This window comes from Delftia sp. DT-2, assembly GCF_028401915.1.
GTDB lineage: Bacteria > Pseudomonadota > Gammaproteobacteria > Burkholderiales > Burkholderiaceae_C > Comamonas > Comamonas tsuruhatensis.
On record NZ_JAQOTI010000019.1, the window covers coordinates 1 to 25,128 of the forward strand.

At 67.0% G+C, this 25,128-nt stretch carries 27 protein-coding genes and 1 tRNA gene; 23 read left to right on the forward strand and 5 right to left on the reverse strand.

Annotated features, from left to right (window positions below):
- Position 1 precedes the first annotated feature (1 nt).
- The 5 genes from PO605_RS26495 to tig all read right to left on the reverse strand — a co-directional run bounded on the left by PO605_RS26495 (position 2) and on the right by tig (position 6,140).
- Positions 2-77: transfer RNA gene (locus PO605_RS26495), tRNA-Gly, on the reverse strand.
- Positions 78-180: 103 nt separating this feature from the next.
- Complete coding sequence (lon, locus tag PO605_RS26500; RefSeq protein ID WP_016445089.1) at positions 181-2,595, reverse strand: endopeptidase La; 2,415 nt, start codon at positions 2,593-2,595, stop codon at positions 181-183.
- Positions 2,596-2,715: 120 nt separating this feature from the next.
- Positions 2,716-3,978, reverse strand: coding sequence for an ATP-dependent Clp protease ATP-binding subunit ClpX (clpX, locus tag PO605_RS26505; protein WP_012204530.1), 1,263 nt, complete (start codon positions 3,976-3,978; stop codon positions 2,716-2,718).
- 107 nt (positions 3,979-4,085) lie between these two features.
- Entirely contained in the window at positions 4,086-4,694 is a 609-nt protein-coding gene (clpP, locus tag PO605_RS26510) for an ATP-dependent Clp endopeptidase proteolytic subunit ClpP (RefSeq protein WP_016445088.1), read from the reverse strand.
- Positions 4,695-4,829: 135 nt separating this feature from the next.
- Positions 4,830-6,140 (reverse strand): trigger factor, encoded by a 1,311-nt coding sequence (gene tig / locus PO605_RS26515; protein WP_016445087.1) that lies wholly within the window; start codon positions 6,138-6,140, stop codon positions 4,830-4,832.
- 571 nt (positions 6,141-6,711) lie between these two features.
- Here tig and PO605_RS26520 point away from each other — a divergent pair.
- The 23 genes from PO605_RS26520 to PO605_RS26630 all read left to right on the forward strand — a co-directional run bounded on the left by PO605_RS26520 (position 6,712) and on the right by PO605_RS26630 (position 25,126).
- The gene (locus tag PO605_RS26520) at positions 6,712-6,930 is read left to right on the forward strand and encodes a hypothetical protein (protein ID WP_016445086.1); all 219 of its coding nucleotides are present in this window, start codon (positions 6,712-6,714) and stop codon (positions 6,928-6,930) included.
- A 381-nt stretch (positions 6,931-7,311) separates the two neighbouring features.
- Positions 7,312-7,515: a tail protein X gene (locus tag PO605_RS26525; RefSeq protein ID WP_209672686.1), complete on the forward strand. Its 204-nt coding sequence runs from the start codon at positions 7,312-7,314 to the stop codon at positions 7,513-7,515.
- A 1-nt stretch (position 7,516) separates the two neighbouring features.
- Positions 7,517-7,783: a hypothetical protein gene (locus PO605_RS26530; protein WP_074923280.1), complete on the forward strand. Its 267-nt coding sequence runs from the start codon at positions 7,517-7,519 to the stop codon at positions 7,781-7,783.
- Complete coding sequence (locus tag PO605_RS26535; RefSeq protein WP_272207135.1) at positions 7,780-8,361, forward strand: glycoside hydrolase family protein; 582 nt, start codon at positions 7,780-7,782, stop codon at positions 8,359-8,361. The genes PO605_RS26530 and PO605_RS26535 overlap by 4 nt, the downstream gene beginning before the upstream one ends.
- Positions 8,361-8,927: a DUF2514 family protein gene (locus PO605_RS26540; protein WP_334313826.1), complete on the forward strand. Its 567-nt coding sequence runs from the start codon at positions 8,361-8,363 to the stop codon at positions 8,925-8,927. Before PO605_RS26535 ends, PO605_RS26540 begins: the two co-directional genes overlap by 1 nt.
- On the forward strand, positions 8,911-9,420 hold the full coding sequence (locus PO605_RS26545; RefSeq protein WP_272207137.1) for a phage tail protein: 510 nt from the start codon (positions 8,911-8,913) through the stop codon (positions 9,418-9,420). The genes PO605_RS26540 and PO605_RS26545 overlap by 17 nt, the downstream gene beginning before the upstream one ends.
- Positions 9,421-9,458: 38 nt before the next feature.
- On the forward strand, positions 9,459-10,112 hold the full coding sequence (locus tag PO605_RS26550; protein ID WP_272207138.1) for a phage baseplate assembly protein V: 654 nt from the start codon (positions 9,459-9,461) through the stop codon (positions 10,110-10,112).
- Complete coding sequence (locus PO605_RS26555) at positions 10,109-10,459, forward strand: GPW/gp25 family protein (RefSeq protein WP_272207139.1); 351 nt, start codon at positions 10,109-10,111, stop codon at positions 10,457-10,459. Before PO605_RS26550 ends, PO605_RS26555 begins: the two co-directional genes overlap by 4 nt.
- 8 nt (positions 10,460-10,467) lie before the next feature.
- Positions 10,468-11,313 carry a baseplate assembly protein gene (locus PO605_RS26560; protein WP_227468420.1) on the forward strand — a complete coding sequence of 282 codons (846 nt, stop codon included), beginning with the start codon at positions 10,468-10,470 and terminating at the stop codon, positions 11,311-11,313.
- Positions 11,310-12,290: a phage tail protein gene (locus tag PO605_RS26565; protein ID WP_141833969.1), complete on the forward strand. Its 981-nt coding sequence runs from the start codon at positions 11,310-11,312 to the stop codon at positions 12,288-12,290. Before PO605_RS26560 ends, PO605_RS26565 begins: the two co-directional genes overlap by 4 nt.
- A gap of 2 nt (positions 12,291-12,292) precedes the next feature.
- Positions 12,293-12,778: a hypothetical protein gene (locus PO605_RS26570; protein WP_012204516.1), complete on the forward strand. Its 486-nt coding sequence runs from the start codon at positions 12,293-12,295 to the stop codon at positions 12,776-12,778.
- A 10-nt stretch (positions 12,779-12,788) separates the two neighbouring features.
- Positions 12,789-15,905 carry a DUF4815 domain-containing protein gene (locus PO605_RS26575; RefSeq protein ID WP_272207140.1) on the forward strand — a complete coding sequence of 1,039 codons (3,117 nt, stop codon included), beginning with the start codon at positions 12,789-12,791 and terminating at the stop codon, positions 15,903-15,905.
- Entirely contained in the window at positions 15,902-16,570 is a 669-nt protein-coding gene (locus PO605_RS26580; RefSeq protein ID WP_272207141.1) for a hypothetical protein, read from the forward strand. The genes PO605_RS26575 and PO605_RS26580 overlap by 4 nt, the downstream gene beginning before the upstream one ends.
- Positions 16,571-16,574: 4 nt before the next feature.
- The gene (locus tag PO605_RS26585) at positions 16,575-17,345 is read left to right on the forward strand and encodes a hypothetical protein (protein ID WP_272207142.1); all 771 of its coding nucleotides are present in this window, start codon (positions 16,575-16,577) and stop codon (positions 17,343-17,345) included.
- Between the two features lie 9 nt (positions 17,346-17,354).
- Positions 17,355-17,780 (forward strand): hypothetical protein, encoded by a 426-nt coding sequence (locus PO605_RS26590; RefSeq protein ID WP_272207143.1) that lies wholly within the window; start codon positions 17,355-17,357, stop codon positions 17,778-17,780.
- A gap of 160 nt (positions 17,781-17,940) precedes the next feature.
- A complete protein-coding gene (locus PO605_RS26595) occupies positions 17,941-18,426 on the forward strand; it encodes a hypothetical protein (RefSeq protein WP_272207144.1) in 486 nt (161 codons plus the stop codon).
- 57 nt (positions 18,427-18,483) lie between these two features.
- Complete coding sequence (locus PO605_RS26600; protein ID WP_074923270.1) at positions 18,484-19,677, forward strand: phage tail sheath subtilisin-like domain-containing protein; 1,194 nt, start codon at positions 18,484-18,486, stop codon at positions 19,675-19,677.
- A 63-nt stretch (positions 19,678-19,740) separates the two neighbouring features.
- Positions 19,741-20,250, forward strand: a complete 510-nt coding sequence (locus PO605_RS26605; RefSeq protein ID WP_012204508.1) for a phage major tail tube protein — start codon at positions 19,741-19,743, stop codon at positions 20,248-20,250.
- Between the two features lie 68 nt (positions 20,251-20,318).
- On the forward strand, positions 20,319-20,678 hold the full coding sequence (locus PO605_RS26610; RefSeq protein ID WP_012204507.1) for a phage tail assembly protein: 360 nt from the start codon (positions 20,319-20,321) through the stop codon (positions 20,676-20,678).
- 8 nt (positions 20,679-20,686) lie between these two features.
- On the forward strand, positions 20,687-20,803 hold the full coding sequence (locus tag PO605_RS26615) for a GpE family phage tail protein (protein ID WP_012204506.1): 117 nt from the start codon (positions 20,687-20,689) through the stop codon (positions 20,801-20,803).
- Positions 20,804-20,916: 113 nt separating this feature from the next.
- Positions 20,917-23,673 carry a phage tail tape measure protein gene (locus tag PO605_RS26620; protein ID WP_272207145.1) on the forward strand — a complete coding sequence of 919 codons (2,757 nt, stop codon included), beginning with the start codon at positions 20,917-20,919 and terminating at the stop codon, positions 23,671-23,673.
- 11 nt (positions 23,674-23,684) lie between these two features.
- Positions 23,685-24,125, forward strand: coding sequence for a phage tail protein (locus tag PO605_RS26625; RefSeq protein WP_012204504.1), 441 nt, complete (start codon positions 23,685-23,687; stop codon positions 24,123-24,125).
- Entirely contained in the window at positions 24,125-25,126 is a 1,002-nt protein-coding gene (locus PO605_RS26630) for a contractile injection system protein, VgrG/Pvc8 family (RefSeq protein WP_272207146.1), read from the forward strand. Before PO605_RS26625 ends, PO605_RS26630 begins: the two co-directional genes overlap by 1 nt.
- The last annotated feature ends 2 nt before the right edge of the window (positions 25,127-25,128 follow it).

Here is a 25,128-nt window from a genome sequence, read left to right on the forward strand (position 1 = left end):
CTGGAGCGGGAAAACGGGTTCGAACCGTCGACCTCAACCTTGGCAAGGTTGCGCTCTACCAACTGAGCTATTCCCGCGTTTCTATCGAAGCCTGACATTCTACAACGTCGTTTGCTGCGATGGGATGAATTGTAGCGTAGTTCTTGGAGGGTTCAGGAAAAACGCTACATTTTTTCATCTTCAGTGCTTGACTGCAGGCTCCACAGCCTTGGTTTCCGCCGGGGCCACGGCGGCGGCCTCCTCGTCGGACAGAGGCTCTGGCACACGTTCCAGCGCCACCTTGAGGACCTGGTCGATCCACTTGACGGGAATGATTTCCAGGCCGCTCTTGACGTTGTCGGGGATCTCCTGGAGGTCCTTGACGTTCTCTTCGGGAATCAGCACCGTCTTGATGCCGCCACGCAGGGCCGCCAGCAGCTTTTCCTTGAGGCCGCCGATGGCGGTGACCTCACCGCGCAGCGTGATTTCACCAGTCATGGCGACATCGGCACGCACCGGGATACCCGTCAGCGCAGAGACGAAGGCCGTCGTCATGGCCGCACCCGCGCTGGGGCCGTCCTTGGGGGTGGCGCCATCGGGCACGTGCACGTGGATGTCCTTCTTCTCGAAGGCCTCGTCCTTGATGCCCAGCATGCGCGAGCGGCTGCGCACCACGGTGCGCGCGGCTTCGACCGATTCCTTCATCACGTCGCCCAGCGAGCCGGTGCGCGAGATCACGCCCTTGCCGGGCATGATGGCGGCCTCGATGGTCAGCAGATCGCCGCCGACCTCGGTCCAGGCAAGACCCACGACCTGGCCGATCTGGTTGTTCAGTTCGGCACGGCCATAGGTGTACTTGCGAACACCCAGGTAGTCAGGCAGGTTGTCGGCAGTGACGACGACGGTGGGCTCCAGCTTCTTGAGCTGCAGGCCCTTGACGACCTTGCGGCAGATCTTGGACAGCTCGCGTTCCAGCGAACGCACGCCGGCCTCTCGCGTGTAGTAGCGCACGATGTCGCGGATGGCGGATTCCTCCACCCGCATCTCGCCTTCCTTCACACCGTTGTTGGTGATCTGCTTGGGCAGCAGGTAGCGGATGGCGATGTTGACCTTTTCGTCCTCGGTGTAACCCGACAGGCGGATCACTTCCATGCGGTCCAGCAGCGCGGGCGGGATGTTCATGGAGTTGGAGGTCGCCACGAACATCACGTCGCTGAGGTCGAAGTCCACTTCGACGTAGTGATCGCCGAAGGTGTGGTTCTGCTCGGGGTCCAGCACTTCCAGCAGGGCGCTCGACGGATCGCCACGGAAGTCCATGCCGAGCTTGTCGATTTCGTCCAGGAGGAACAGCGGGTTGCGCGTGCCGACCTTGTCCAGGCTTTGCAGCACCTTGCCCGGCATGGCGCCGATGTAGGTGCGGCGGTGGCCGCGGATTTCCGCCTCGTCACGCATGCCGCCCAGCGCCATGCGGACGTACTTGCGGCCCGTGGCCTTGGCGATGGACTGGCCCAGCGAGGTCTTGCCCACGCCCGGAGGTCCGACCAGGCACAGGATGGGCGCCTTGACCTTGTCCACGCGTTGCTGCACGGCAAGATATTCAAGGATGCGGTCCTTGACCTTTTCAAGGCCGAAGTGGTCGGCATTGAGCACCTCCTCGGCATTGGCCAGGTCGTGCTTGATCTTGGTCTTCTTGCTCCAGGGCAGGCCCGTGAGCACATCGATGTAGTTGCGCACCACGGTGGCTTCGGCCGACATGGGCGACATGAGCTTGAGCTTCTTGAGCTCGGCCTCGGCCTTCTTGCGCGCCTCGGCAGGCATGCGAGCGAGCTTGATCTTCTTTTCGATCTCTTCGATGTCGGCGCCGTCCTCGCCCTCGCCCAGCTCCTTCTGGATGGCCTTGACCTGCTCGTTCAAATAGAAGTCGCGCTGGTTCTTTTCCATCTGGCGCTTGACGCGACCACGGATGCGCTTGTCGACATTGAGGATGTCGACCTCCCGGTCCAGCTGCTCGAACAGGTTTTCCAGGCGCTCCTTGATGTCCACCAGGTCGAGCACGGCCTGCTTGTTCTCGAGCTTGAGCGGCAGGTGCGCGGCGATGGTGTCGGCCAGGCGGCCGGCATCGTCGATGCTGGCGATGGAGGTGAGGATCTCGGGCGGGATCTTCTTGTTGAGCTTGACGTACTGGTCGAACTGCTGCGTCACGGCGCGGCGCAGGGCTTCGATCTCGCTGGGCTTGTGGGTTTCGGCCTCGGGCGCCACGGGCACGACGGAGCCCACGAAGTGGGTCTCTTCATCCATGACCTGCTTGACCAGCGCGCGCTGCTGGCCTTCGACCAGCACCTTGACCGTGCCGTCGGGCAGCTTGAGCATCTGCAAGATGGTGGAGACGCAGCCGACGTCGAACATGTCGGCCGCCGTGGGCTCGTCCTTGGAGGCGGTCTTCTGGGCCACCAGCATGATGCGGCGGTCGCCCTCCATGGCCAGCTCCAGCGCCTTGATGCTCTTGGCGCGGCCCACGAACAGCGGGATCACCATGTGGGGGAACACGACCACATCGCGCAGCGGCAGCAGCGCCAGGTCTAGGGGGGTGGAAGGCAAAGGGGTATGTCCTGACATGGGAATCCTCGGTTTGTCAGCGGAAGATGGTCCGCCCACCGGTGTATTTCAACCCCGCAGCCCGAAAGGATTTCGGGCCACAGGGACTTGCGCTGCCGGACCTTTGCAGGCAGCGGCGCATCAGGCTTTCTTGGCCGCCTCGCGGTAAACCAGCAGCGGTGCTTTTCCGTCTTCGATGGTGGACTCGTCCACCACCACCTTCTCGACATTGTCGGCATTGGGCAGTTCGTACATGGTGCCGATCAGCGATTGCTCCAGGATGGAGCGCAGGCCACGCGCACCCGTCTTGCGCGCCAGCGCCTTGCGGGCGATGGCCTTGAGCGCGGCGGGCCGGATCTCCAGCTCCACGCCTTCCATGGCCAGCAGCTTGCTGTACTGCTTGACCAGGGCGTTCTTGGGCTCGGTCAGGATCTGCACCAGGGCGTCTTCACCCAGTTCGGCCAGGGCCGTGACCACGGGCATGCGGCCGACCAGCTCGGGGATGATGCCGAACTTGATCAGGTCTTCAGGCTCGATCTCCTGGAACACTTCCGAGATGGAGCGCTGCTTCTTGCTCTTGACCGTGGCGCCAAAGCCGATGCCCGACGCCTCGGTACGGTTCTCGATGACCTTCTCCAGGCCCGCGAACGCGCCACCGCAGATGAACAGGATGTTGGTCGTGTCGATCTGCAGGAAGTCCTGGTTCGGATGCTTGCGGCCACCTTGCGGGGGCACGCTGGCCATGGTGCCTTCGATGAGCTTGAGCAGGGCCTGCTGCACGCCCTCGCCCGACACGTCACGCGTGATGCTGGGGTTGTCGGACTTGCGCGAGATCTTGTCGATCTCGTCGATGTAGACGATGCCGCGCTGCGCACGCTCGACGTCGTATTCGCAGCTTTGCAGCAGCTTCTGGATGATGTTCTCGACGTCCTCGCCCACGTAGCCGGCCTCGGTCAGCGTGGTGGCATCGGCCATGACGAAGGGAACGTTGAGCATGCGCGCCAGCGTCTGCGCCAGCAGCGTCTTGCCGGAGCCCGTGGGACCGATGAGCAGGATGTTGCTCTTGGCCAGCTCAATCTCGTCCTTGCCGGCCTTGTCCTTGTGACGCAGGCGCTTGTAGTGGTTGTATACGGCGACAGCCAGCGTGCGCTTGGGCAGGTCCTGGCCGATCACGTAGTTGTCCAGGTTGGCCTTGATTTCGGCGGGCGTGGGCAGGTCGCCTCGGCCGTCCTTGGCCTCGGTGCTGGGCTGCTCGTCGCGGATGATCTCGTTGCAGAGATCGATGCACTCGTCGCAGATAAAGACTGACGGACCCGCGATCAGCTTCTTGACCTCATGCTGGCTCTTGCCGCAGAAGGTGCAATAAAGGTTTTTTTCGCTGGAGGAGCCTTTTTTCTCGGCCATGGGGTCGGTGCCTTGTTACAGAAATATGGAAAAGGATGATAACCAAATGGAAAGCGGCGTTTTCCGTAGGGGGAAAACGCCGCCCATTCTCATACAGCCTCCGGGCTTCAGGAGCGCTTGTTGATCACCTGATCGACCAGGCCGTAGTCCTTGGCTTCGTCGGCGGACAGGAAGTAGTCGCGCTCGGTGTCGTGCTGGATCTTTTCCAGCGGTTGGCCCGTGCGCTCGGCCAGGATCTTGTTCAGGCGCTCGCGGGTCTTGAGGATCTCGCGGGCGTGGATCTCGATCTCGGTGGCCTGGCCCTGCATGCCGCCCAGCGGCTGGTGGATCATGACCTGGGAATTGGGCAGCGCAAAGCGCTTGCCCTTGGTGCCAGCGGCCAGCAGGAAGGCACCCATGCTGGCTGCAATGCCGGTGCACAGCGTGGACACATCGGGCTTGATGAAGTTCATCGTGTCGAAGATGGCCAGGCCGGCGCTTACGGAGCCGCCGGGGCTGTTGATGTAGAACGAAATGTCCTTGTCGGGGTTTTCGCTTTCAAGGAACAGCAGCTGGGCCACGACGAGGTTGGCCGTCTGGTCATTGACAGGGCCCACCAGGAAGATCACCCGGTCCTTGAGCAGGCGCGAGTAGATGTCGTACGACCGCTCTCCGCGGCCGGACTGTTCGATGACCATTGGGATCATGCCCAAACCCTGAGTTTCCAATGCGCTCATGTTTTCTCCAGTACTAGGGGGCTACTTTAGCCGTATCCGGAAAGAAAATGGGGCTTGTGCGCCAAAGCACAAGCCCCGCAGATGCCAACCCGCCCGCCGATCTCACGAAGCGGCAGGCAGGCGGTGCTCAAACCCTCAGGCCTGGCCCATCAGTTCGTCGAAGGACACGGCCTTGTCGGAGACCTTGGCCTTGCCCAGCACGAACTCGGTCACGTTGTTTTCGATGACAACGGCTTCGACTTCAGCCAGGCGTTGGCGGTCGCCGAAGTACCAGCGTGCCACGTCTTCGGGCTTTTCGTAGCTGGCGGCCAGCTCTTCCACGTGGGCCTTGATCTGCTCGGGGGTGGCGTGCAGCTCGTTGGCGCGCACCAGCTCGGCCACCACCAGGCCCAGGCGCACGCGGCGCTCGGCTTGGGGCAGGAACACGTCTTCAGGGATCTCGGCCTTGTCGGCGTCCTTGATGCCGCGCTGCTGCAGCTCGGCGCGAGCGCCTTCCAGCAGACGGGCGACTTCAGCCTGCACCGAGGCCTTGGGCAGTTCCAGCTCGGCCTTGGACACCAGCGCGTCCATCACGGCCTGCTTGTTGCGGCCCTGGACGCGGAACTTGACTTCACGCTCCAGGTTCTTCTTGATGTCGGCGCGCAGGCCTTCGACCGTGCCTTCAGCCACGCCCAGGGCCTTGGCAAAAGCCTCGTCCACTTCGGGCAGGTTGGCGGCCTCGATCTTCTTGACCGTCACCAGGAAGTCGGCGGTCTTGCCGGCCACGTCCTTGCCGTGGTAGTCAGCGGGGAAAGCCAGGGGGAAGGTCTTGGACTCGCCGGCCTTCATGCCGCGCACTGCGTCTTCGAATTCCTTGAGCATCTGGCCTTCGCCGACCAGGAACTGGAAGTCTTCAGCCTTGCCACCGGAGAAGGTCTCGCCGTCGATCTTGCCTTCGAAGTCCACGGTCACGCGGTCGCCGTCCACGGCCACATCGGCCTGGGCGCGCTGCGCGAAGGTGCGGCGCTGCTTGCGCAGAATGTCCACGGTCTTGTCGATGGCGGCGTCGTCCACTTCGGCCGTCAGCTTCTCGACTTCGGCCGAGGTCAGGTCACCGATCTTGACTTCAGGCATCACTTCGAAGATGGCTTCGAACTGGGCCTCGCCCTCGGGAGCGCCTTCCTTTTCGGAGATGCGGGGCTGGCCAGCCACGCGCAGCTTGGCTTCGTTGACGGCCTGTGCAAAAGCCTCGCCAACCTTGTCGTTGAGCACTTCGTACTGCACCGAGTAGCCATAACGCTGGGCCACCACGCTCATCGGCACCTTGCCGGGACGGAAGCCGTCCATCTTCACGGTGCGCGCCACTTGCTTGAGGCGGTTCTCGACTTCGCTCTGGATGGAGTTCAGGGGCAGGCTCAGCGTGATCTTGCGCTCGAGCTTTTCAAGGGTTTCAACAGTAACGGCCATGTTTGTTCCTATGAGGGATTGGACCGTGCCGGCTGCTGTACAGCCCGCACCGTATTGCGCAAAAGTCACGGTGCAACGCGAGCCAAAGCCAGTCGGCCGCGCGGCACCTCAGATTTCAAGGGCTTACATCACATGCGCCTGGCCGCTGGGGACCGCACATGGTTCGCTCAACCCGTGATGTAAGCGAAGCCGGACATTATAAACGAGGCGGTTTTAACCTCCGGACGCGCGCTCTTGCAGGGGAATCCCGCAATCCGCCTGGCCAATGCGCCTCCTCTGCAGGAAGCGGGCTTGAGCAGTGTTCGCCGCAGTTGAGCGGCGTTGGTGCGTGGTGCGCGGGGGGCGGGTCGTAAACCATTCAAAAACAATCACTTGCCTTCACAGCGCGGGATTCGCGCGGGCCGTTCAAAAGCCTCGAGGTGCACTCTGCACACCCCAGGTCGACATGTACACGACCTGATCAAAACCCCGCTTGCCGTCCTCAATCAGCAGATGAAACAGGGTCACTTCAAATTGAAACATCTGCCCATTCGACCTATACTGTATGTGCATACAGTAGAAAGAAGACGTGATGCAGCACCAGATTGAGACGGTCAGGGACGATGTGGAAAGCGCCAGCGAGCAAGTGGCCGCCATCTGCGAGCTGCTGGCTGCAGCCCGGGGCACGGCCGTGCACGCCTCGGCCATTACCGCATTGCTGCTGCCGGTGTCACGCAAGCTCAGCGCGGCGGCGGGCGACCTGTCCGACCATCTGCATCGTAGCCAGGCAATTGGCAGCAAGCGCAGCTAGCCCAGCCCACCTTCGCCTCGACAAGGCCCCGCCCTGCGGGGCCTTGTCGTTCCTGCACCGGATACGCCGATGGTGTGCCCGGTTTGCGCACAGGCTTCGGCGATTGCCCGGCTGGCGCCCCTGGGCAAACATGGCATTCAACCCCGGCCCGCGCGCCGGACCCGGCATACCGCCTGCCCGGTGCCTCCGTGATCCGGTGGACTGAGGCGTTCCCGGCATCCGCAGCCACATGCATGGCGGGTGCACCAGGAACAGGTCCATGCGGGCCGGCCCACGAGGAGCTTCAGTGAGTCTTGCCATTCCCATTCCCATTCCTGCGCCGGATCAGGCGATATCGCCCCCTGCCCATACCGCCACCCATGGGCACAGGGAGTGCGACTAATGCAGGCCATTGCCCGTGAATACGAAACGCTGGACGAACTGTGCATGCGCCAGCTGGGCGCCACGCGCGGCGTGGTGGAAGCCACGCTGGAGCGCAACCCGGGCCTGTCGGCCCACGGGCCCCACCTGCCCGCCGGCCTGGCTGTCGAGCTGACCGAACCCACCCAGGCACCCAGCCTGCCCTTGATCAGTTTCTGGGATTGACATGGACCGAGAAACCATCGTCAAGACCGCCGCCCTGGAAGGCGCCAAGGCCGCGCCTCCCGTCACCGTCGTGGCCGCGAACGTGGCCAATGGCTGGACCATGACCCATACCGCCACCGCGCTGACCATCGTCTACGTGCTGCTGCAGGCCGCGTATCTGCTGTGGCGCTGGCGCAATGAACGCGAGGACCGGCGCGCGCGCCAGGCCGAGGACGCTGCGCGCAGGAAGGCGTCTTCGACCGCCACAGACACCGGAGCGGCCCCATGAGCACAGCGCGCATGCCAGCGGCAGGCCTGGGCATTGGCGCGGCCACTCTCGCGGCCTGGATTGCCGCAGAAGGCTTCAGCGCAGATCCGATCATCCCGGTTCGCGGCGATGTACCCACCATCGGCCATGGCGCCACGCGCTACGAGGACGGCACGCGCGTGATCCTGGCCGACCCGCCCATCACCCGCGAACGGGCGCGCGAGCTGGCCATCAACCTGCTGGAGCAGCAGTACGGCGCCTGCGTGCGTGATTCGCTGGGCGACACGCGGGTGCACCCGGCCGAGTTCGCCCAGGCGGTGGACTTCGCAGGCCAATACGGCTGCGGGGCCTGGCGCGGCTCCTCGATGCTGGCCAGGACACGGGCTGGCGACTACGCCGGCGCCTGCCAGTCCTACCTGTCCTGGCGATTCATGACCAGCAGCCAGCCTTTGCAGGGCTTCAGCGCCTATCGATGGGATGGCGCAGGCCGGCCCACGCGCTGGCGCTTTGACTGCTCTGCACCCGGCAACAAGGTATGCCGCGGCGTGTGGACACGCCAGCAGGCACGCCACGCGGCCTGCATGGAGGCCCAGCCTTGATGGACCGCCTGCAAACCCATGCCTGGCAGCTGCTGGCCCTGCTGCTGGCGGCGCTGCTGGTCTGGCAGTCACTGGCACGCCTGGGCGCCGAACGCGATGCGGCGCAGGCACGCACGGATCTGGCGACCGACCGCGAGGCCGCTGCCACCGCCGCGCTGCACGCATCCGAACGCTATCGACAACGGGAAGGAGCCTACCGTGAACGCCTCGACTTTCTTGCACGCGACACGGACCTGGCCCTGGCGCGCGCTGCGGCGGATGCCGATGCTGCCCGCGCTGCTGCTGGCCGGCTGCGCGGCGACCTCGCCAGCTACCTCACCGCCCACCGTGCCGCCGCCCAGACTCGCGCCGCTGCCGGACAGTGCGCGCCAGACACCGCAGCCCTCGATCTGCTCGCCGAGCTGCAGCGCCGCGCTGACGAGCGAGCGGGAGCGCTGGCGCGCATTGCTGACGACGCCCGCCACCGAGGCAGCGCCTGCGAGCGCGCCTACGACGCCGGACTCGCGCTGACCAGCGCCCTGACAAGCACCATGACCCCGGACCCACGCCATGCTCAAGCCCGCTAGCCTGCGCGACGCGCTCGTAGCTGCCCTGCCCCAACTGCAACAGTCGCCGGGGAACATCCGTTTCACCATCCAGAGGGGCCGTGTGGTCAACACGGGCACGTCGTCCCTTTCCTGGGAATACCGCTACACGCTGAGCCTGGTGATTGCGGACTTCACCGGCAGCATCGATGCCGTGACCGTGCCGCTGCTGGTCTGGGCGCGGCGCCACCAGCCCGACCTGTTCGACCATGCCGAAAGGCGCGAGCAGGCGATCCGCTTCGACATTGCGCCTCCTTCCACGGACCCTGCAGCCGCCTCGCAGCCGCAGCAGCTCGCCATCGAGATCGACCTGGTGGAGGCCGTGCTGGCGCGCCCGCGCGAGGGCAGCCCCGGTGCCTTCGACCTGATCTACAAGCCCGAGCCGCCGGGCCAGCTCGACATTGCGCAGCGCCAGTTGTGGGAGCTGTTCCTGTTCGGCGAGAAGGTGGCCGAGTGGAACTACGACCCGCGCTGAGGCGTGGCCCTGCTCCATGCCGGGCTGCATGTGGCGGCGTGCGATACGCCTGGCACACGGCGACACGCAAGGGCCCGGCCGGCACCATGAACGCCATGGATTCGCCCGTCGCACAAACCGAGAGCCCGTACGAGATCATCCGCCGCCTGGAGGGGCTGATCCGTACGGGCACCATCGCCGCAGTCCGCCATGCGCGCCCTGCGCGCTGCCGCGTCAAGACCGGCAACCTGACCACCAACTGGATTCCCTGGCTGGCCCTGCGCGCCGCGGGCGAGAACGCCAGCGTCTGGTGGCCGCCTGCGGTGGGCGAGCAGTGCGTGTTGCTGTCGCCCGGCGGCGACCTGCTGGGCGCCGTGGCGCTGACCGGCATCTACAGCAGCGCCGCAGCACAGCCCAGCGACCGCGAAGGGGTATGCCACACGCAGTGGAGCCCCACCGATTTCATGGAGCACGACAGCACCACGGGCCGTCTCAACATCAACGTGGCCCATGGCATCACGCTGCGCGTGGGCAACTCGGTGATCAGCATCGACGAGCAAGGCATCAGCCTGCAGGCCGGCGGCGGTTCGGCCACCGTCAATGCGCAAGGCCTGGCCGGCGCGCCCGATGTGACCACCGGCCCCATCAGCCTGCTGCGCCACCGCCACAGTGGCGTCAGGGCGGGCGACGCCATCACGCAGGGGCCGCTATGAACCGCCATACAGGCCGCCATATCGAGGGCATGGAGCATCTGCGCCAGAGCGTGGCCGACATCCTGTCCACGCCCATCGGCTCCCGCGTGATGCGCCGCGACTATGGATCGCTGGTCCCAGCGCTGCTGGACCAGCCCGACAACAACGCCACCCAGGCGCGCCTGCGCGCCGCCGTGGCCAGCGCGCTGATGCGCTGGGAGCCGCGCATCCGGCTGACGCGCATCGTGATCGAGCGCGATCCGGCCGCACCCGGGCGCGCCGACCTGACGCTGATCGGCACCTTCAACAACACGCGCCGCCCGGCCCCGCTGAGCCTGCAGATGCCCATCGCCCGCACCCTTTCATGAAGCAAGACATGACCCCTGCACTGGACGCCCTGCCGCCGCCCGGCGTCGTCGAGACGCTGGATTTCGAGCGCATCCTCGACGCCCACCGCGCCGATCTGCTGGCGCGCCACCCCGAGTCCGCCGAGGTCCTGGCGCTGGAGAGCGAGCCGCTCAACAAGCTGCTGGAGGCGCACGCCTATCGCGAGCTGCTGTACCGGGCGCGCGTCAACGATGCCGCGCGTGCGCACCTGATTGCGTTCGCCCGGGGCTCGGACCTGGACCACAAGGGCGCCTTCTACGATGTGGCCCGACTGCCCGGGGAAAGCGACGAACGCTACCGCCAGCGCATCCTGCTGCGCGTGCGCGCGCTGGCCGGCAGCGGCACGGCAGAGCACTACGAGCACCTGGCCATGACGGCCAGCGCCAATGTGCACAGCGCCATCGCCACGCAGCCCCAGCCCGGCCGCGTGAGCGTGCAGCTGTGGCTGGTCGAGCCCGCACAGGCCGAAGAGACCCTGGCCATCGTGCTGTCGGCCCTCAATGCGCCAGGCGCACGGCCGCTGGGCGTGCCCGTGTCGGTATCGCTGGCGCGCCCGCACCCCATCGACATCACGGCGCACCTGCTGCGCGAGCCCGGTGCGCCCGTGGACATCGTGGCGCGCCTGCAAGCCGGCCTGGCCGCCCAGATCGCCGCCTACGCGCTGCTGGGCCGCGATGTGCCGCGCTCGTGGATCACCACGCGCCTGCATGTGGACGGCATTGCCCGCGTCACCTACCCCGACGCCCAGGCCCCGGCCGAGCTCACGCCGCTGGCCGCCGACGAATACCCGGTGCTGGGCCGAGTGCAGCTGGTGGACGAGGGCCTGCAGGCATGAGCACCGCCGCCATCGTCCCGACGGCGCCCCGCCGCCACGTGCTGCCGCCCAACGCCACGGCGCTGGAGAAGGCCGTGGACCAGGTCGTCCCGAATTGGGATGGCCTGGCCGGCGCCTTTCCCGCGCCGGCCCATGGCGAGCCTGCGGCCTTTCTGCCCTGGCTGGCGGCCGAATGGGGCATCGCCCAGTTCGATCGCTACTTTGACGACGTACCCGCCCTCATCGCCAACGGTCTGCCCTGGCTGCGCGAGCGCGGCACGGCCGCGTCCATGCAACGTGCGCTGGGCTGGCTGGGCTATGACGGCGCGCAGCTCGACGAGGATGGTGCCTGGCTGCACCTGGACCTGGGCCGCATCATCGGCGACGCAGAGCTGGCCAGCGTGGCCCATGTGGTGCGCGCCAGCCTGCCGGCGCATGTGCGCTTTTACCGCGTCTTCCACGGCCACGACCTGCGCCCGCTGCGGCTGGACCACGGCCCGGGCCTGGACGCCGGCATGCTGGACAACGACAGCGGCACCTGGATCGATGTGTCGCCGTATGGCGAACCCGTCAAGCTCAGCCAGGGCCTGCCCCGCCGCACCGGCACCGAGGCACCGCCCTCGGACGGCGTGCTCACGGCCCAACTGTTCCGCGTCACCACCATCGCCACCTATGCCGACCGCATGCTGCTGGATGCCTGGACGCTGGACAGCGAGATCCTGATCGACGCCAGCCTGGGCATCACCGAAGTCAACGCCACCACCACGGGCGAGCCCGCCTACTACGCGCCGCTGCGGCCCATTCCCGCCCAGGCCATGGCCACCCACAGCGCCTGGACGGCGCCCGCTCCGCTGGCCCTGGCCAGCCTGCACCCCTGGGCCAGCACCGAGCGCCCGCACGACAACACCCGTACCTGGACCGGACGCTGGGACAGCACGCCCTGGCGCCGATCCTTCGAAACCCGCACCACCACCACCGAAGAACCCGAGGAACCCTGAACATGGCAGTTCTGCAGCAAGCGGGCCGCATCGCCCTCGCCAAGGCCGTCGCCGCCCAGACCATCCACATCGCCTGGGGCCGCGGCCTGCCCGCCTGGGACGCCGCGCCCGAGCCCGAACCCATCACCGCCAACGCCCTGGTCGACGAAATCGGCCGCCGCCTGGTCACCGAGGTGCGCTTTGCGCGGCCCGACGACAACGGCGAGATCGAGCTGCCCAGCGGCGCGCGCTACAGCGTCAGCGACACCCCCACCACCTTCGTCTACCTGCGCGCGGCCTTCGGCTTCGACGACGCCAAGGGCGAGGACGTGCGCGAGATGGGCGTGTTCTTCGGCACCCAGGTCGCCACGGACGTGCCGCCCGGCCAGCGCTGGGTGCTGGCCAGCCAGCTGACCGGCAAGGGCGAGCTGTACACGCTGGAGCGCCGCCCCCGGATCCTGCGCAGCGGCAGCGTGCGCCAGGTCGAAGAAATCATCCTCCCCTTCTGAACGGCACCCCATGAGCCAGACCAAGATCTACGACCGCTTCGACGCCGGCAAGCGCTACGACAGGCTGCAGTTCGCGGCCGACCGCGTGCTGCAATCGGCCGAACTCAACGAGCTGCAGAGCATGCAGCAGCACCGCCTGCGCGGCATCACCGATGTGCTGTTCAAGGAGGGCGACATCGTCCGCGGCTGCCAGTGCATCACCTCTGCGGACACGGGCGCCACCACCATCGAGGCCGGCGCGCTCTACGTGGCCGGCGCCGTGCGCGGCATCACGCCGGGCACGCTCACCGTGGCCACCGTGGGCACGGTCTACGTGGGCGCCTACCTGCAGACCGACACCGTCACCGAGCTGCAGGACCCCGAGCTGCTCAACCCCGCCGCCGGCACGCGCGGCTATGGCGAGCCCGGGGCGCTGCGCGAGCGCGTCACCCTGGTCTGGGGTGCGCAGGGCGACGGCACGGCCGGCACCTTCTATCCCGTGTGGACCATCATCGACGGCTCCGTCATGCCCAAGGAGCCGCCGCCCAACATCGACGCCGTCACCCAGGCCCTGGCCCGCTATGACCGCGACAGCGCGGGCGGCACCTACGTCGTGCGCGGCCTGGACGTGATCATGGGCGAGGACCTGGCCACCGGCCAGCAGGTCTACACCGTGCGCGAAGGCGCCGCCCGCGTCAACGGCCATCCGCTGGAGCTGGGTGCCAGCCGCCGCCTGGTCTACGAGGCCAAGCCCGACCTGTTCTTCGTGGACAGCGAGCCCCACACCTCGGCCGGCACGGCCGCCCAGCGCATCCGCTTCGACCGCCAGCCCGCTGTCGGCACACCCCAGGTGCGCGTGCAGGCGCGCAAGACCGTCACGCTCACGCACGGCGGCTTCACGGGCGCGGCCGACCCGCTGCCCGACAACGCCGTACTGGCCGTGGACAGCGTGGTCCAGGCCGGCACCACCTACGTGCAGGGCACGGACTGGAAGCTGGTCGGCGGCCAGATCGACTGGAGCCCCTCGGGCGCCGAGCCCGTTCCCGGCAGCACCTACCAGGTCACCTACCAGTACATGCTCAACGCCACGCCCACGGCCGTGGACTCCACGGGCTTCACCGTGGAAGGCGCGCTCAAGGACACCCTGGTGCTGGTCAGCTACCACTACGCGCTGCGCCGCTACGACCGCCTGGTGCTCAACAGCGAAGGCCAGCTGCAATGGGTGCCCGGCGTGCCCGCCGCCTGGTCGCCCAAGGTCCCGGCCGCACCCAGCGGCACCCTGGCCCTGGCCTCGGTCTACCAAAGCTGGGACAGCAACCGCCGCGTGGACCAGGACGCCGTGCGCGTCGTGCCCATGCAGACCCTCAAGGCCTACCAGGACCACATCCAGACCATCTACGCCGACCTGGCCGAGCTGCGGCTGTCGGTGGACGTTTCGGGGCGGCACAGCGGGGTCAAGAAGGGGTTGTTTGCGGATCCGATGCTGAACAACGGCCTGCGCGATGCGGGGCGTGCGCAGACCGGCCATATCCTGGGCGGGCATCTGCGCCTGCCCCTGAATGTGCAACTGCACCAGATCGGCACCGACATCACCACCCCCCAGACCACGCCCTACCAGGCCGTGCCCGTGCTCAGCCAGTTGGGCCGCACAACCACCATGCTGGTCAATCCCTACGGGGCCTTTGACCCACTGCCCAGCTCCATCAAACTCACCCCTGCCGTGGACTACTGGACCGAGGTGCAGACCACCTGGGCCAATCCCATCATCGAGAGCTTCTGGAGCGGCGAGTCCGAGCGCGTGCTCTCGGACACATCCAAGAACATCGAGTTCCTGCGCCAGATCGATGTGCAGTTCTGGATCGACTTCCCCGTGGGCGAAACGCTGACGGAAGTGGGCTTCGATGGCATCCCCGTCACGCCCGAGCCTTTGGCTGGCGGCACGCTGGTGGCCACGGCACAAGGTCTGAAAGGCAAGTTCAAAATCCCGGCTCGAGTGCCTGCAGGCACCAAGGCCGTGCGCTTCACAGGCCGAGGCGGCAGCCATGCAGAAACCATCTTCACCGGTCAAGGCACGCTGCGCAGCCGTACGCTGGCCTCCGTTGTGGTCGTCGTCATATGGCCCACCGGCTGGGATCCGCTGGCCCAGACCTTCACGCTGAGCACCACGCGCGAAGTCTGCGGAACACGCCTGTGGTTCACGACTCCGGGCAAAGAGGACGTGCAGGTGCAACTGCGCGAAGTCACGGGCGGCGTTCCCTCGCGCGGCGTCATCTCCGAATGCGTGCTCAAGCCGGAGCAGATCCGCGCCGACATCGCCGCAGGCAAGCCCACTCTTGCTCAGTGGGCGCCCCAGCTGCTGGAAGCCGGCGTCGAATACGCCATCGTCATCCTCACCAACGACATGACCACCGCCGTGGCCGTGGCCGAACTCGGTGGCTGGGACCAGGCCCGCGCGCAATGGGTCACCAGCCAGCCCTACAGCGTGGGCGTGCTGCTGTCCAGCAGCAACGCCAGCACCTGGACGCCACACCAGACGCGCGATCTCGCCTTCGAACTGCTGGCGGCTGAACACACGGCCAACACCCGCACCATCGAACTGGGCAGCTTTGCCGTTCAGGACGCCACTGACCTCATGGTGCAGGCCGGGGCCATGCTGCCTGCCGCAGACTCTCAAGTGGTCTTTGCCATGCAGTTGGAGGATGGAACAACGTTGGAAGCTGCAGCCGGCCAGCCTGTGCAACTGGCCAGCCGCTACAACGGCGAAGTGGCCGTGCGCGCCAAGCTCTCGGGCAACACCCAGTTGGCAGCCCATCTGCTGCCCGGCATGCAACTGGCCGCAGCCAGCCTGCAAAACACCGGCGACTACATCAGCCCCACCATCAACGCTGGCAGCAACACCACGCTCAGCGTCGTGGCCGAGGCCCTGCTGCCTGCCGGCAGCTCCCTGGCCGTGCAGATGCAGGCCGAGGGCAGCAGCACCTGGGTAAACGTCCCCTACCTGAGTACCAGCCCGCAGACCGCCGGCGTGCTGGAGATCACCTATCGCCTGGCCGGCATCAACGCCGAGCGCCTGCGAGTTCGCCTGGTGCTCACGGGCAGCCATAGCGCCCGTCCCCAGGTCACCAACCTGCGAGCCATCGTGATATGACATTGCACGACGACAAGACAGCGCAGGGCTGGCCCCTGCCCCACCCCGACAACCGGCTCGAGGACGACGTGCTGCGGCTGCGCCAGGCGGTGCAACTCATCGACGCAGCCAGCGTTTCCATGGGCCTGCTCCTGGACACCAAGGCCAGCAAGGCCGCGCTGCAGGTCCTCGACCAGTTCACAACCCAGAGCGTTGATAGTGCGAAGCAAAAGGCTTCCCAGGAATTGGCAACTGCTGTGCAGCAGCTACAGCAACAGCTAGCGACGCTGGACGGCAAGATTGACAAAAAAAAGATGGACTTGGTGTCAGTGGTCAACGCGAGCACCTCGCAGGAAGTCTTCAACGGAATGACCCGGGTCCAGCAACTGATGCAAGCTCACTCGAGCTATGCGAACAACGGCGTGCCTCTGGTTGCTGGCATCGAATATTCGCTTTACACCGCCGAGGTCTACAGCAGGCCACTGCCGACATATCCAACGGTGGGCGACACCATCGTGCTGGTGGACCCTTGGGGCTTTTGGGAGCGAGGTAATTTCACGCTACGGAGAGGCAATGCCGCGCATGTCATCAACAACGTCTATGAGGACGTGGTGTTCAACGCCAACGTTTGGCGTGTGACGCTTCACTACTCGTGGGCCAACTATTGGACACTGTCCATCGGATAACGATATGGAACTCAGCAAATTGATGGGCGGAAACCTGCTCCTGACTCGTTCGGAAATGATCTTCAGCACGCAGACCATCACCGTTCCCGATGACGGATGGGCCGTCATTGCGGGCATGGGTGGCGGTGCGGGCGGCGGCAAGAACCTGATGGCCGGCAATTCCGCGCCCTGGGGGGTCAAAACCTTTGCGGTGTCCGCCGGGCAAACCATTGCATTCACCATCGCAGCAGGCGGCGCCCCTGTTGACAGGGACACACGCACGAACGCTGGCGGCGACACCATCATCAGCTACGCAGGAGTCACGATCATGACTTGCAAGGGCGGAGATGCTGGCCCCGCCAGTGCAACCGCGAAGGCCCCGGTTGTAGCTACGGTAATAGGTGCTGATTTCTGGCGCGCTGGAAGACAGCCGGCAAGTGACAGACCAGGCGGAGGTGCTGCCGTGGACGTAGGAAATTTCACCTATAGCACCAGCCCCGCCATCGGGGATCATGCTGTAGACCTAAATGGCGGTGGATGGGGCGTTCCTGTGGGCTACTACTTCTGGCCCTTTGACGTCACGTTTCCTGGCATTTCTCCCGGCATGCCGGGAGTCGGATCCGCCAACGGGCAAGGCTTGTATTCGGGCCTTTTCGCGGGCGGTGGCGGCTGGTCAGACTCCTCCATTCCGTCGCTACCAGGACGTGGTGCCTCTGCGGGCATTTCGGCCGTCAATGCGCCGCGTTACGGTGGTTCGGGATTGGCACATGTGCGACTTTTCAAGCGCGCCAAGTGAGGAGCAACAATGAAGATCATTGAAGTCCTGAATGCACAGGAACAAGCAGAGAACACGATCGTGGCCGACGAACCCACCGCCGAGGCCCTGTATCCTGGCCGCTGGCGCCTGGCCGAGCAGCAGGGACTGCCAGTCCCCCAGGAGAAGCACCGCCACCTCACCCCATTGGCCTTCCGCCGCCGATTCACCGCAGCCGAGCGCGCCGCCATCGAATGGGCCGCCGTGGACCGCTCCGACGCCACCAGCAACGAGCGCATGCAGGCCGCGCAGCTACGCAGCAACCTCAAGGATCAGGAACTGGCCAGCTTCATCGACCTGGACGACCCCGATGTGGCGGCCTGCGTGCAGTTGCTGGAAGATGTGGGCCTGATCGCTAACGGCCGCGCGCTACAGATCACCGACACGCCGCCGCGCCCCGAGGAGCTGCCGGCCTGACCTGGTCGCGCCACCACCACAAGCCCGCCACCCTGGCGGGCTTTTTCTTTCACGACCATTCCTGCGCCCCGTCTGAAACGGGCAGACGTGCCAGCCAGGCCTACAGCCGGGATCGCTGGTGCCGCAGGCGCTCGCCGACGAACATCAAGACACCGGGGGCATGCGCCAGCGTCGCGACACCTGGCCACCCGGCCAATTTGCCCAGGGCCATCCTGCCGATATGAACAGCAACATCATCGCCAACCTGCAAGACCGCATCCCGGCAGTGCCCGGCTCTGGCCATCGCACGCGCAGGACCGGCACGCCGCTGCGGCTTGGGCTGGCGGGGACACGCCTGCCAGCGGCCGCATCGCACAGGCCACCCCGCCACATCACCCCCCACGCCCTTCGCCGCCGCTTCACCGTGGTCGAGCGCACGGCGCTGGAGTGGGCCGTGGTGGACCGTGCCGAGGCGGGCGAGGCCGACCGGCTCAACGCGGCCACGCTGCGCTCGCTGCTCAAGGACATCGAGCAGGCACGCTTCATCGATCTTGACGATCCCGAACTGGCCGACAGCCTGCGCCGGTTCGAGGCCTTCGGACTCATCGCCGCGGGGCGTGCCCAGGAAATCCTGGACGGCCCCGTACAAGCCCACGAACAGCCGTGACCACCCCTTTTTGACGACAGCCCCACGGCCCCACCACCCCCCAACCCGGAGAACACCATGGCGACAGCCCCGTTCCATCATGGCATTCGCGTCACGGAAGTGAGCGAAGGCATCAATTCCATCCGCATCGTGTCCACGGCCGTCATCGGCCTCGTGGCCACGGCCAGCGACGCCGATGCGGCGACTTTCCCGCTGAACCGTCCGGTGCTGGTCACCAAGGTCGATGCGGCCATCGGCAAGGCCGGCACCAAGGGCACGCTGGCCCAGGCGCTGAACGCCATCAAGGAGCAGTGCCGCCCGGTGCTGGTCGTCGTGCGCGTGGCCGATGGCGAAGGCGCCACCGAGGCCGAGCGCCGCACCGACCAGGACGCCAAGGTCATCGGCACCACCACCGGCAACCAGTACACGGGCCTGCAGGCGCTGCTGGCGGCCCAGGCACAGCTCGGCGTCAAGCCGCGCATTCTGGGCGCGCCGGGCCTGGACAGCCAGGCCGTGACCGACGCGCTGGCGTCCGTGGCCATCAAGCTGCGCGGCTTTGCGTATGCAGCGGCCATCGGCAACGATGTGGCCGAGGCCCAGGCCTACCGCGAGCACTTCGGCCAGCGCGAGCTGATGCTGCTGTGGCCCGGCTTCAAGGCGCTGGACCTGTCCACCGCCGCCGTGCAGGACGCCTCGCCCGTGGCTTACGCCCTGGGCCTGCGCGCACGCATCGACCAGGAGCAGGGCTGGCACAAGACGCTGTCCAACGTGCCGCTGTCCGGCGTGCTGGGCATCTCGCGCGATGTGCACTGGGACCTGCAAAGCCCCGATACCGAGGCCGGCATCCTCAACCAGGCCGGCATCACCACGCTGATCCAGAGCCAGGGCCACCGCTTCTGGGGCTCGCGCACCTGCACGGACAGCGAGCTGTTCCGCTTCGAGTCCAGCGTGCGCACCGCGCAGGTGCTGGCCGACACCATGGCCGAGGCGCATTTCTGGGCCGTGGACAAGCCCATGCACCCCAGCCTGGTCAAGGACATCCTGGAAGGCATCAACACCAAGTTCCGCGAGTTGAAGGCCCTGGGCTACATCCTGGATGGCAAGGCCTGGTACGACGAAACGGTCAACGAGACCGCCACGCTCAAGGCCGGCAAGCTGGTGCTGGACTACGACTACACGCCCGTGCCTCCGCTGGAGGACCTGGGCTTTCGCCAGCGCATCACCGATCGCTACTTCGCCGACTTCGCCCTGCGCGTGGGCACCGGCCAGTAAACGGCGGCCGCACCCGACACACCCAATACACCGAACACACCGGATACACAGGAGAAAAGCACCATGGGACTGCCCCGCTCTCTCAAGAATTTCGCCACCTTCGTGGATGGCAACTCGTACATCGGCGACATGCCCGAAGTGGGCTTGCCCAAGCTCACCCGCAAGATGGAGAAGTACCGCGCCGGCGGCATGAACGGCGAGGTCAGCCTGGACTTCGGCATGGAGGCCATCGAGGCCGACCTGACCGCTGCCGGCTACATGAAGGAATTGATCTCCACCTGGGGCACGCTGCGCCACGACGGCGTGCTGCTGCGCTTCGCCGGCGCCCTGCAGGGCGATGACAGCGAAGGCGTGGACTCGCTGGAAGTGGTCATGCGTGGCCGCTTCTCGGAGTTCGACCCCGGCAAGGCCAAGGCCGGCGACAAGACCGAGATCAAGTACAAGCTGGCCGTCAGCTACTACCGCCTGTCCATCAACGGCCAGGTGCTGATCGAGATCGATCCGGTCAACTTCGTCGAAGTCGTCAACGGCATCGACCGCCTGGCCCAGGTCCGCGCCGCGCTGGGCATCTGAGCCTGGCTCAACTGACCGGGCCGGCCGGCCCGGTCCTCCTCTTTTCTTCACCCGAACGCTGACACATCATGGACACCACCAAGCCCCAGGAAGACCTCCAGAACCAGGCTGCCGCCAACGCGGCCGCCCTCGCATCGGGCGATGCGCGCGAGATCACGCTCGACGTGCCGCTCAAGCGCCCCGGCGGCGACCTGGCCCGGGTGCTGGTGCGCCGCCCCAATGCCGGCGCGCTGCGCGGCCTGTCGCTGGTCGAGCTGCTGCACATGAACGTGACCGCGCTGCAGACCCTGCTGCCGCGCGTGACCGAGCCCATGCTGCACAAGGCCGAGGTGCTGCAGCTGGACCCCGCCGACCTGGTGACCCTCGGTACGGAGGTGGCCTCTTTTTTGGTGCCGAAGGCGCAGAGGGAGCAATTCCCGAGCGCGTAGAGGACGCCATGGCCGACCTGGCCATGGTCTTCCACTGGCGGCCGGCGGACATGGAGGACATGTCGCTGGCCGAACTCGGCCAATGGCATGAACGGGCGCGCGAGCGCTACGAAAGCCAGGACTGAGCCAGGACTGAGCACCACCTCCACTCCATCGCCCGCCTCTCGCCCCTCTCTTGCACGCCCCTTGCCCATGACCTCCACCCAACGCCAAAACCGCACCGGCCAGGGAGCCCTCCATGGCCGTTGACACCCTGCGCCTGGACGAGGTGCTCAAGCAGGCCGAGCGCGTGCACCAGCCCCTAGCGCTGCTGGGCAGAACCAGCAGCAACACGGCCCGGGAACTCAAGGAAACGGTCGACCAGTTGAAGAAGCTGCAGCAGCAGCAAGCCCAGCTGGGCGACTACCGCGCGCTGCGCAGCGGCCTGGCCGACACCACGGCACGGCTGCGCGGCGCGCGCCAGCAGATGGCCCAGCTGCGGCTGGAATCGGGCGCGGGCGAGCAGCCCTCGCGCGCCATGCTGCGCGCGCTGCGTTCGGCCCAGGTCGAGGAAGAGCGCCTGGCGCTGCTGCGCGCCACGCAGCGATCGCGCCTGATGGACATGCGCGAAGGCCTGCGCGGCGCGGGCGTGGACACGGGCAACCTGTCCGCGCACGAGCGCAAGCTGCACAGCGACATCCGCGCCACCACGGCCCAGATGGAAAAGCAGCGCAAGGTGGTGGCACCGGCCGCCCAGCGGCTGGAGAGGATCGACGCCCTGCGCGAGCAGAGCAAGAACCTGGCCGATCGCGGCCAGGCGCTGCGCGAGACGGGCGGCAAGATGCTGGCGCCCGTGCGCGCCGTGAGCCAGGCCTTCATGACCGACGACCAGGCCGCCGCACAGCTGCGCGCCACCATGGCGGGCAGCAACGGCAAGCCAGGCGCCGATTACCAGCAGGTGCTGGACATGGCCAAGAGCCTGGGCACCGACATGCCCGGCAGCACGGCCGACTACATCGCGATGATGAACCAGCTGCAGCGCCAGGGCGTGTCCTCGCAGGATGTGCTGGGCGGCGTGGCCCGGCAGGCGGCCAACCTGGGCGCGGTGCTGAACATGCCCGCCAAGGAGGCCGGCGAGTTCGCGGCGCAGCTGCAGCAGGCCACCCGCGCAAGCGCGGGCGACATGGCCGCACTGGCCGACACGGTGCAGCGCACCTCCCACCTGGGACTGGACCCCACAGGCATGGTCAAGGGCCTGGACGCCATCGGCAAGGCCCTGCCGCAGCTGGGGCAGCAGGGCGCAAGGTCGGGACAGATGTTCGCGCCGCTGCTGCTCATGCTCAACGACGCCAGCATCAGCGGCGAGGCCGCCGGCAAGGCCGTGGGCAACCTGGTCAAGAACTCCATGGACCCGGCCAAACTGGGCCAGGTCAACAAGATGCTCGCGAGCCAGGGCGTGTCGCTGGACTTCAAGGACGCCAGCGGCAAGTTCGGCGGCACCGAGCAGATGATGGCCCAGCTGCAAAAGCTGCAGAGCCTGGGCAGCGACAAGCTGCGCGCCGCTGCGCTGGACAAGCTGGCGGGCGGCGATGCGCAGACGCGCAAGGCCTTGGAGGCGCTGCTCCAGCAGGGCCCGGGCGGCTACCAGCAGATCGCCTCCCAGCTCAAGTCACAGGCGGATCTGGATGGGCGCGTGGCCATCCTGAAGGACTCGGTCTCGGCCCAATACGAGTCCGTCAAGGACAGCTACAACGGCCTGTTGAGCGACATGGGCTCGACCATCGAGTCCGACCTCAAGGCCGTGCTGGGCACGCTGCGCGAGATGACCGAAGGCATGCGTGCCTGGGTCAAGGAGCATCCCCAGATCGTGCAGTGGACGCTGCGCATCGTGGCCGTGCTGGGCCTGCTGACCGCAGGCGTCGGCGTGGTGAGCAGCGTGCTGTTCGGCCTGCTGGCGCCGCTGCTGCTCACGCGCACCGTGTTCGGCCTGCTGGGCGCGGCCATGGGCGGCGGCGGCAGTGCCATGGGCCTGTTGGCCGGCGGCTTGCGCATGGCCAGCAACGCTGCGGGCGTGCTCAGGCGCGGCGTGGGCGCCGTGGTCCTGTCCCTGTCCATGATGAGCGGCGGTGGCGGAGCCATGGGTCTGCTGTCGGGAGGCTTGCGCATGGCCAGCAACGCTGCGGGCGTGCTCAGGCGCGGCCTGGGAGCCGTGGTCCTGTCGCTGGCCATGATGGGCCGCGGCGCTGCCATGGGCAGCATAGGCACCGCCCTGGCCGGCGCGGGCCGCGCTGCAGGCCGCATCTTCGGCGGCGGTGCAGGCAAGGGCCGTGCGGGCGCCGTCATGGGCCTGCTGGGTGCCGGCCTGGGTGCCGCAGGCGCCGTCGGCGGTGGCCTGGGCGGTAGTCTGGGTGGTGCAGCCGCATCGCTGATGGGCCTGGTGCGCATGACACCCATGGGCCGGCTCGCAGGCGGCCTGATGGGCGCGGGCGGCTCGATCATGCAGAACTGGGATGGCCTTTCCACCGCCTTCAAGGCCGGCGACTGGAAGGGCGTCGGCGGCACGCTGCTGGAGGCCGGCAAGGCCGGCCTCGATGGCGCCACGGGCGGCCTGTTCGGCGTGGTCTCTGACCTGGCCGGCAAGGGCATCAGCGGCCTGGCCTCGTCGGTGGGCTCATGGTTCAAGTCCGGCGATGCGTCAGCACCCGACCAGGGCCGCGCCGGCGCACTGCGCCAGGGTGTCGCGGCCGCAGCCACGGCGGCCACGCTGGCCACGGGCGCCATGCCGGCCATGGCCGACACGGGCGCCGTGCGCATCGACAGCCGCCCGCCGCTGGCCAGCGCCGCTGCACCCGCGCCGGCACCGGCCCCGGTGGCCGGCGCCACCATCCATATCACCGTCAACGCTGCGCCCGGCCAGGATGCGCAGGCCATTGCCCGCGCCGTGGCCGCCGAGCTGGACCGCCGCGACATGGCCAAGCGCTCCAGCGTGCTGTCGCAGCTGTCCGATATCGATTGAGGAGCATGAGCATGCTGATCACACTGGGCCAGTTTGCCTTCGGCATCGACACACTGGCATTCGACAAGCTGGTGCGCAGCAGCACCTGGCGCCACCCAAGCAACAGCCGTGTGGGCGCGCGCCCCGCCCGCCAGTCTCTGGGCCCGGGCGATGAAACGCTGGGGCTGACCGGCGTGCTCGCACCCGAGTTCCGGGGCACGGCCAAGTCGCTGGACGACCTGCGCGAAATGGCTGACCAGGGCAAGGCATGGGCCCTGGTGGGCGGCGAAAGCATCCTGGGCGCCTGGGTCATCGAGAGCCTGCAGCAGACCGGCACGCACTACACACCGGGCGGCAAGCCGCGCCGCATCGAGTTCGATCTCAAGCTGGCCCGCGTGGACGACCACCTGGCCGAAGGCGGCGGCGGCGTCGATCCCTGGCCCGATGACGACTTCTGGGAATGGTGGATCTGATGGCCACACAGGAATACCTGCACGCCAAGCCCCAGTACGAGATCGTCCTGGACGGGCGCAACATCACCAGCCAGGTGGACACGCGGCTGATGAACCTGACGCTGTCCGAATCGCGCGGCGAAGAGGCTGACAAGCTGGACATCACGCTGGACGACAGCGATGGGCGCCTGGCCCTGCCGGGCAAGGGATCCAAGATCGCGCTGAAGCTGGGCTGGGCCGGCCACGGCCTGGTCGACAAGGGCACCTACGAGGTGGACGAGGTGGAGCACCAGGGTGCGCCCGACAGAATCGTGGTGCATGCGCGCTCGGCCGAGCTCAAGCGCCAGCTGCGCACGCGCTCCGAGCACAGCTACCACAACAGCACACTGGGCCAGATCGTGCGCAGCATCGCCCAGCGCAACGGCCTGCAGGTGCGCGTGGACGCGCAGTTCGAGAACCTGCGCGTGGACCACATCGACCAGACCCACGAAAGCGACCTGAACTTCTGCAGCCGCCTGGCGCGGCAGTACGACGCCGTGTGCACGGTCAAGAAGGGCAAGCTGGCCTTCATCGCCATCGACAGCAAGATCACCGCCGGCGGTCAGACCGTGGAGGCCGCCACGCTCACGCGCACCGAGGGCGACAGCCACGCCTACCACACGGCCGCGCGCAACGACTACAGCGGCGTGCGCGCGTACTGGAACGACGCGGATCGTGCCGAGAAACGCAGCGCCACGCAGGGCGCCGAGGACAACGAAAAGCGCCTGAAGGACACCTACGGCAGCGAGGCCGAGGCGCAGGCCGCCGCCAAGGCCGAGATGGGCCGCATCAACCGCGCCAAGGCCACCATGGGCCTGAAGCTGGCGCTGGCGCGGCCCGACCTGATGCCGCAGACGCCGCTGAAGCTGCAGGGGTTCAAGGCAGAGATCGATGACACGCCGTGGCTGGTCGTCAAGATCCAGCACGAGCTGGGCGACGGCGGCTTCACCTCCAAGCTGACGCTGGAGACGCGTGCCAAGTGAGC